The following is a 6,869-nucleotide window of genomic DNA, read 5'->3' on the forward strand; positions in this document are numbered from 1 at the left end:
CAGTGCGCCGACCGCCACGCCTGCTGCCCCCGCTGCCAGTGCCGCCCCCACCGGCCCGTCGCCGCGCATCGCCATCGATACGCCGCGCATCAAGGGCAGCATCAACCTTGATGGCGCCCGCTTTGATGATCTGGTGCTGCCCTCCTATCGCCAGACGCAGGACAAGACATCGCCGCCGGTGCGGCTGTTTGCCCGCAGTGGCACGCCGGGCGCCCAGTTCGCGCAGTTCGGCTGGGTGGGCCCGGGCGCACCGCCGGTGGGCGCGCGCTGGACCGCCGATCGACCCGTGCTGACCCCCGCCACGCCGGTCACCCTCAGCTGGACGAGCCCGCAGGGATTGGTGTTCCGCCAGGTGATCAGCGTCGACAAGGATTTCCTGTTCAGCGTCGAGCAGCGCATCGACAACCCCACGGCGCAGGCGGTCAGCCTGCAGCCGTTCGGGCTGGTGTCGCGCAAGGGCGAGGCGCCGGCAGCCGAGGTCAATGTCCATGTCGGGCCGATCGCGGTGCTGGACGGCACGTTGAAGGACAGTGACCTGGAGTTCGAAAAGCTGCGCGATGAAGGCCCGCAGCGCTTCTATTCCACCGGCGGCTGGCTGGGCCTCACCGAGAAATACTGGCTGGCGGCCAGCGTGCCCGATCAGAAGGCCCGCATTGCGGCCAGCTTCCAGCATGCCAGCGGCCAGTATCAGGCGGATTGGCTGGCGGGCAGCATGACCGTGCCGGCCGGCGGACGCATCGCCACCACCGCGCGGCTGTTCGCGGGCGCCAAGGAGGTGGACCTGCTCGATCGTTACACCGAGGCCGGCATCCCCCGCCTCGACAAGGCAGTGAGCTGGGGCTGGTTCGAGGTGATCGCCAAGCCGATCTTCACCCTGCTCGACTGGCTGTTCAACTTCACAGGCAACTTCGGCGTCGCCATCATCTGCCTCACGCTGATCGTCCGGGCGCTGATGTTCCCGATCGCCAACAAGCAGTATGAATCGATGGCCAAGATGCGGCTGATCGGCCCGCGCATGAAGGCCATCCAGGAGAAGTACAAGGACGACAAACCGCGCGCCCAGCAGGAGATGATGGCCATCTACAAGACCGAGAAGGTCAACCCGCTGGCCGGCTGCCTGCCGATCCTGCTGCAGATCCCGATCTTCTACGCCCTCTACAAGACGCTGCTGATTTCCATCGAGATGCGCCACCAGCCGTTCGTGCTGTGGCTGACCGACCTGTCGGCGCCCGATCCGTTGACGCCGCTCAATCTGTTCGGCCTGATCGCCTGGCAGCCGCCGGCCTTCATCGCGCTGGGCGTGCTGCCGATCCTCCTGGGCGTCACCATGTGGCTGCAGCAGAAGTTGAACCCGGCGGCGCTGGATCCGGTGCAGCAGCAGGTGTTCGCCATCATGCCGTGGCTGTTCATGTTCTTCATGGCGCCGTTCGCCGCCGGCCTGCAGCTCTACTGGACGGTGAACAACGTCGTCTCGATCTTCCAGCAGCTCTACATGAACCGCAAATATCCGGTGCCGGCCACAGCGCCAGCGGTGATCGACGTGAAGCCGGTGGCGGTCAAGGCCGCCCCGAAGCCACCGGCGCCCACTTCGCCGCGCCCCACTTCACCCCGGCCGACAGGACGCCGCCGCAAGTGAGTGAGGCCGAGACCTCCGATGATCTGATCGAACGGGCCCGCAAGCGCTTTGCGGGGCCGGTCGAGTTCCTGCTGTCGGCGCCGGAGCTGAAGTTCCTGCCCGCGCCCGACGTTCCGGAGATCGCCTTTGCCGGCCGCTCCAATGTCGGCAAGTCCTCGCTGCTGAACGCGCTCACCGGCCGGCATGGCCTGGCGCGCACCTCGGTGACGCCGGGGCGCACGCAGGAATTGAACGTGTTCAACGTCGGCGAGCCGCCGGCCTTCCGGCTGATCGACATGCCGGGCTATGGTTTTGCCGAGGCGCCGAAAGACGTGGTGGCGCGCTGGAAGCAGCTGGTGTTCGATTATCTGAAGGGCCGCGCCGTGCTGAAGCGCGTGCTGGTGCTGATCGATTGCCGCCACGGCATCAAGCCGGTGGACCGCGAGGTGATGGCCATGCTCGACAAGGCGGCGGTGAGCTTCCAGATCGTGCTGACCAAGGGCGACAAGATCAAGCCGACACAGCTTGCCGCGATCACCGAAGAGGTGCTGCGCTCCAGCCGCGCCCACCCCGCCGCCTATCCGCACGTGATCGCCACCAGCGCCGACAAGGGCGAGGGCATTCCGAACTTGCGCGCCGCCGTGCTGGCCGCGGCGCTGGGTGAGTGACACGATGAGCACGCTTTCCATCCTCCTGAACGGCGATCCCCGCCACGTGGCGGCCGGCACGACAATTGCGGGCCTGCTCGCCAGCCTCGACCTGCCCGCAGAGAAGGTGGCGGTGGAGCGCAACCTCGAAATCGTGCCGCGCTCCACCTTCGCAAAGGTGGTTCTGACAGAGGGCGACCGGCTGGAGATCGTGCACTTCGTTGGTGGGGGGCAGGATGACGATACGTGGGAAGTCGCCGGCCGGCGCTTCACCAGCCGGCTGATTGTCGGCACCGGCAAGTACAGGGATTATGCCCAGAACGCCGCCGCCGCCGAAGCCAGCGGCGCCGAGATCGTGACGGTGGCGGTGCGCCGCGTGAACGTGACCGATCGCAGCCAGCCGATGCTGACCGATTTCCTCGATCCGAAGCGTTTCACCTATCTGCCCAACACCGCCGGTTGCTTCACCGCCGAAGATGCCATCCGCACCCTGCGGCTGGCGCGCGAGGCGGGCGGCTGGAATCTCGTCAAGCTGGAGGTGCTGGGCGAGGCGCGCACCCTCTATCCCGACATGGCCGAGACGCTGCGGGCGACCGAGATCCTCGTGAAGGACGGCTTCGACGTGATGGTCTATTGCGCCGATGATCCCATCGCCGCGAAGAAGCTGGAGGATCTGGGCGCGGCCGCGATCATGCCGCTGGGCAGCCTGATCGGCTCCGGCCTGGGCATCCAGAACCCGGTGACGCTGCGGTTGATCATTGAGAATGCCAAGGTGCCGGTGCTGGTCGATGCCGGGGTGGGCACGGCGTCTGATGCCGCCGTCGCCATGGAACTGGGCTGCGACGGCGTGCTGATGAACACCGCCATTGCCGAAGCGAAGGACCCGATCCTGATGGCCCGCGCCATGAAGCTGGCGGTGGAGAGCGGCCGTCTCGCCTATCGCGCCGGCCGGATGGGCAAGCGCCGCTATGCCGACCCGTCGAGCCCGCTGGCGGGGCTGATCTGAAGGCGGCGGCCTTTCGTCAGCCGATCGCCCGCGTATCGCCGCGCACCTGCACCGGGGCGCCGGCTTCGTCGGTCAGCAGCACCTCAAGCTCCGATGGGCTGTCCATGTCCTCCCCCTGACGGATGCTGATGCGGCTGCCATGCGGCCAGCCGATATCGCGCAGCATGCCGGCCAGGGCGGCAGCGGCGGCGCCGGTGGCTGGGTCCTCCAGCACGCCGCCGGAGGCGAAGGCATTGCGGACATCGAAGCGCTGATCATCGGTGCAATGGATGAACATCACCGTCACCAACCCATGCGCCAGCATGAAGCGCTTTCCGGCGGCGAGTTCATAGGACAGTCGAGACAGGGCGGCGCGGCTGCGCAGTGCGATGACCAGATGCAGCGAGCCGGCATGGGCCAGCCGCGGCGCAATCTGCGGGTCCAGGTCGGCCGCGGTGTGGCCAAATAGCGCCAGCGCGTCGGCCAGCATGGCACTGTCAACCGGCGTGCTGCGGGTTGGCCTTGATTGCAGCGTGCAGGACCAGCCCGCCGCCGATGGCTCGGCGGTGACCGCGATCGCTCCGTCGTTGATCAGCAGCGCATAGCGGCCCGCCCCATGTGCGGCGCCCAGCGCAGCGCCCAGCGCAACGGTGGCATGGCCGCAGAAAGGCACCTCCATGTCGGGCGCGAAATAGCGGACGCGCCAGCCGCCATCGGGCATGGGGGCGGCGAAGGCGGTTTCCGAATAGCCGACCTCGGCCGCGATCCGTTGCATGACGGCGGGCGCGGGCAGTTGGTCGGTCAGCACCACGCCGGCCGGATTGCCGCCCGCGCCGTTGCTGGTGAATGCGGATATGCGTTGAATGTGCATGTCGAGGTCTCCATCTGCACACAAAGTATAGCGGCATGATCGGCCGTTGTACCGTTGATATGTTAGGCATAATGATATAATCAATTCTCAGATCGAAAGATAAAGTCGAAATGACCTCCGTTCGGAAAGTTTCGCTGGATGCCGCGAATCGCCTGATTCTCGATGCGCTGATGGCCGATTCCCGAACGAGCCTGCGCACCCTGGCAGAGCAGGCCGGGCTGTCCGCTCCCGCCGTGCGTGAGCGCATCCGCCAACTGGAAGAGGCCGGCGTTATCCTCGGCTATACCGCGCAAGTCTCGTGGGCGGCGCTGGGCTATGGCCTGGAGGCCATTGTCCGCATCGAGCCGCTGCCGGGAAGGCTGCGCGAGGTGGAGCGCGCCCTGAGGGAGATGCCGCAGATCGTCCAGTGCGACGCCGTTACGGGGGACGATTGCTTCATCGCCCGCGTGGTGCTGCGCGATGTCGGCGATCTTGATGGGGTGCTGGATCCGCTGCACGTCCTCGCACGCACCAGCACGGCGGTGATCAAGAAGGCCACGATTCCGCTGCGCGCGCCGCCCTATCCGGACGGCTAGCCCGGGTTGCGGGCCATGGCCGGGATACCGGGCAACTCGATCCAGTGCTGCTTGCTGTCGGTCCAGAACTGCATCTGCGGCGTGAACTGGCTGGTATCATCCAGCGTGCCGGCCTTGATGAACACCAGATCGGGCGCGGCGGACACACGGCTGAACAGCGGCGAGCCACAGTTGGAGCAGAACTGGCGCCGCACCGCGCCACCGGATTCGCCCTGGTCCTCGTAGGTCTTCACCTCCCCGGTGATGCTGAGCGCGGCGGCCGGCACGCCCATGATCATCGACCAGCCGCTGCCGGCCTGCTTCTGGCAGTTCCGGCAGTGGCACACGGCCTGCATCACCGGCTCAGCGCTCGTCGTGTAGCGAACGGCCCCGCACAGGCATCCCCCTTCAAGATCGGCCATGGCCCTCATCCTCCTCCATTTGCTGCCGGGAGGCTATCGCCCCGGCCTGGCCGCCACAATCGTCAATCACAGATGCGGGCGCAGAACCGCGATCACGTCGGCATAAAGCTCGCGCTTGAACGGCGCGGCCATCTCGACCAGCGTATCGATCGGGCTCCAGCGCCAGTGGCGGAACTCGGGGTGGGCAGTGGCGATGTTCACGTCTGCGTCCGTCCCCAGGAAGCGCAGCGCATACCATTTCTGGCGCTGGCCGGCGTAGCGCCCCTTCCAGATCCGGCCGATCAGTTCATCGGGCAGGTCGTAATAATGCCAGTCGGGCGTTTCGCCGAGCAGGGCCGTGAGCGCCGGATCGACACCGGTTTCCTCCCACAGTTCCCTGAGCGCCGTCTCGTACGGGTCCTCGCCCGGGTCGATGCCGCCCTGCGGCATCTGCCAGGCCTCCACCATCTGGTCGAGCCGCTGGCCGGTGAAGACCAGGCCAGCCGGATTGACCAGCATCACCCCCACGCAGGGTCGATAGGGCAGGCCGGAGGGGTGCTCGCGCGGGATGGCGGAGGCTGGTGTCATCAGCCGGCCAGCAGATGCTTGAGATCGGCGATGCAGGCCACCAGATCGTCCTGTGCGGACGGGATGGCCTGCCGCATGCTGAGGCTGGCGTGGATCTGGCCCGCCGCCTCGCGATAGATGGTGCGCACGCCATGCTCGATCAGGCGGCCGGCATAGGCACGGCCCTGATCTCGCAGCACGTCCAGCCCGCAGGTGAACACCAGGCTGGGCGGCATGCCGTCCAGCGTGTCGGCGTGCAGCGGGCTGGCCCAGGGGTGCAGAGGGCCGGCATCGCTGCCCTTCAGATACACCGCCTCGAACCATTTCATGCCGACGGCGGTGAGCAGATGGCCTTCGGCAAACTCGACCATTGAGCCTTCGCTGGCCGTCATGTCGGTGGCCGGATAGATCAGCCACTGCGCCAGGATTGGCACCGGCAGCGTGCCCACCAGTTCGCGCGACACCAGCGCGGCAAGGTTGCCGCCGGCGCTGTCCCCCGCGGTCACGATGCCGGTCACCTGATGGCCGATCGCGGCCGGGGAGGTTGCCACCCAGCGCGTGGCGGCAATGCAGTCCTCGGCAGCAGCCGGAAAGGCCGCTTCCGGCGCCAGGCGGTAATCGACCGAGACCACGGTCATGCCCGACAGGCGGGCGATTTCGGCACACAGCGGATCATGGCTCTCAAGATCGCCGAGCACCCAGCCGCCGCCATGAAAATAGACCAGCACCGGCGCCGGTGCCGTGCCGGTGTCCGCGCGATAGAGCCGAACCGGTACCGTGCCGGCAGTCAGGTCCTGCACCAGCGCCAGCTCCCCTCGCGGGGCTTCCGTCGCCTGGCCCATCCCGCTCATCATGGCGCGGGCCTCTGCCGGGGTCACTTCATGCAGTTGCGGACCGCCCTGGGCGGCCAGCATGGCGAGCACATTGGCAACATCGGGGCGGACGTACGGCATCGCGATTTCTCCCAGCGAAATTGCCTTGTTGTAGGCCGGCGATGCCGGCAGACAACCGGCCATTTTGGGTGGCTCAGCCCTTCACCCAGCTGGCCACGTCGCTGGCCACGCGGTTGGCCGCGCGGTTGAGCGCGGCGGCCACCGCCGCCGGCTGCTGGCTGGCCACCGGCTCTTCGGCGACAAAGCTTCTCAGCGCCACGCTGCCGCCGCTGCGCGGCCCGGCCAGCTGGGCGTCATAGCGCACCCGCACCAGTGGCGCTGCGCGTACATCCAGCC

The 6,869-nt window shown here is 67.4% G+C and carries 9 protein-coding genes; 4 read left to right on the forward strand and 5 right to left on the reverse strand.

Going from position 1 to position 6,869, the window contains the following annotated elements; translation table 11 throughout:
* The 3 genes from yidC to thiS form a co-directional block, all read left to right on the forward strand.
* On the forward strand, window positions 1–1,636 hold a 1,636-nt coding region (gene yidC / locus GJV64_RS09760; RefSeq protein ID WP_164157055.1), incomplete at its 5' end, for a membrane protein insertase YidC.
* A complete protein-coding gene (yihA, locus tag GJV64_RS09765; protein ID WP_164157056.1) occupies window positions 1,633–2,283 on the forward strand; it encodes a ribosome biogenesis GTP-binding protein YihA/YsxC in 651 nt (216 codons plus the stop codon). The genes yidC and yihA, both read left to right, overlap by 4 nt.
* Window positions 2,284–2,287: 4 nt before the next feature.
* On the forward strand, window positions 2,288–3,268 hold the full coding sequence (gene thiS / locus GJV64_RS09770; RefSeq protein ID WP_164157057.1) for a sulfur carrier protein ThiS: 981 nt from the start codon (window positions 2,288–2,290) through the stop codon (window positions 3,266–3,268).
* 16 nt (window positions 3,269–3,284) lie between these two features.
* Here thiS and GJV64_RS09775 read toward each other — a convergent pair whose 3' ends face one another.
* Complete coding sequence (locus GJV64_RS09775; RefSeq protein ID WP_164157058.1) at window positions 3,285–4,118, reverse strand: PhzF family phenazine biosynthesis protein; 834 nt, start codon at window positions 4,116–4,118, stop codon at window positions 3,285–3,287.
* A gap of 110 nt (window positions 4,119–4,228) precedes the next feature.
* On the opposite strand from GJV64_RS09775, the gene GJV64_RS09780 reads away from it, so the two are divergent.
* Complete coding sequence (locus GJV64_RS09780; RefSeq protein ID WP_164157059.1) at window positions 4,229–4,693, forward strand: Lrp/AsnC family transcriptional regulator; 465 nt, start codon at window positions 4,229–4,231, stop codon at window positions 4,691–4,693.
* On the opposite strand, the gene GJV64_RS09785 is transcribed toward GJV64_RS09780, so the two are convergent.
* The 4 genes from GJV64_RS09785 to GJV64_RS09800 form a co-directional block, all read right to left on the reverse strand.
* Entirely contained in the window at window positions 4,690–5,094 is a 405-nt protein-coding gene (locus tag GJV64_RS09785; RefSeq protein WP_164157060.1) for a GFA family protein, read from the reverse strand. The two genes, GJV64_RS09780 and GJV64_RS09785, sit on opposite strands and share 4 nt — an antisense overlap.
* A gap of 66 nt (window positions 5,095–5,160) precedes the next feature.
* A complete protein-coding gene (locus GJV64_RS09790) occupies window positions 5,161–5,661 on the reverse strand; it encodes an RNA pyrophosphohydrolase (protein WP_164157061.1) in 501 nt (166 codons plus the stop codon).
* A complete protein-coding gene (locus GJV64_RS09795) occupies window positions 5,661–6,593 on the reverse strand; it encodes an alpha/beta hydrolase (protein ID WP_164157062.1) in 933 nt (310 codons plus the stop codon). Before GJV64_RS09795 ends, GJV64_RS09790 begins: the two co-directional genes overlap by 1 nt.
* Before the next feature lie 73 nt (window positions 6,594–6,666).
* On the reverse strand, window positions 6,667–6,869 hold a 203-nt coding region (locus GJV64_RS09800; protein WP_205599585.1), incomplete at its 5' end, for an ABC-type transport auxiliary lipoprotein family protein.

The sequence above is a fragment of the Sandarakinorhabdus rubra genome (assembly GCF_010994245.1).
GTDB lineage: Bacteria > Pseudomonadota > Alphaproteobacteria > Sphingomonadales > Sphingomonadaceae > Sandarakinorhabdus > Sandarakinorhabdus rubra.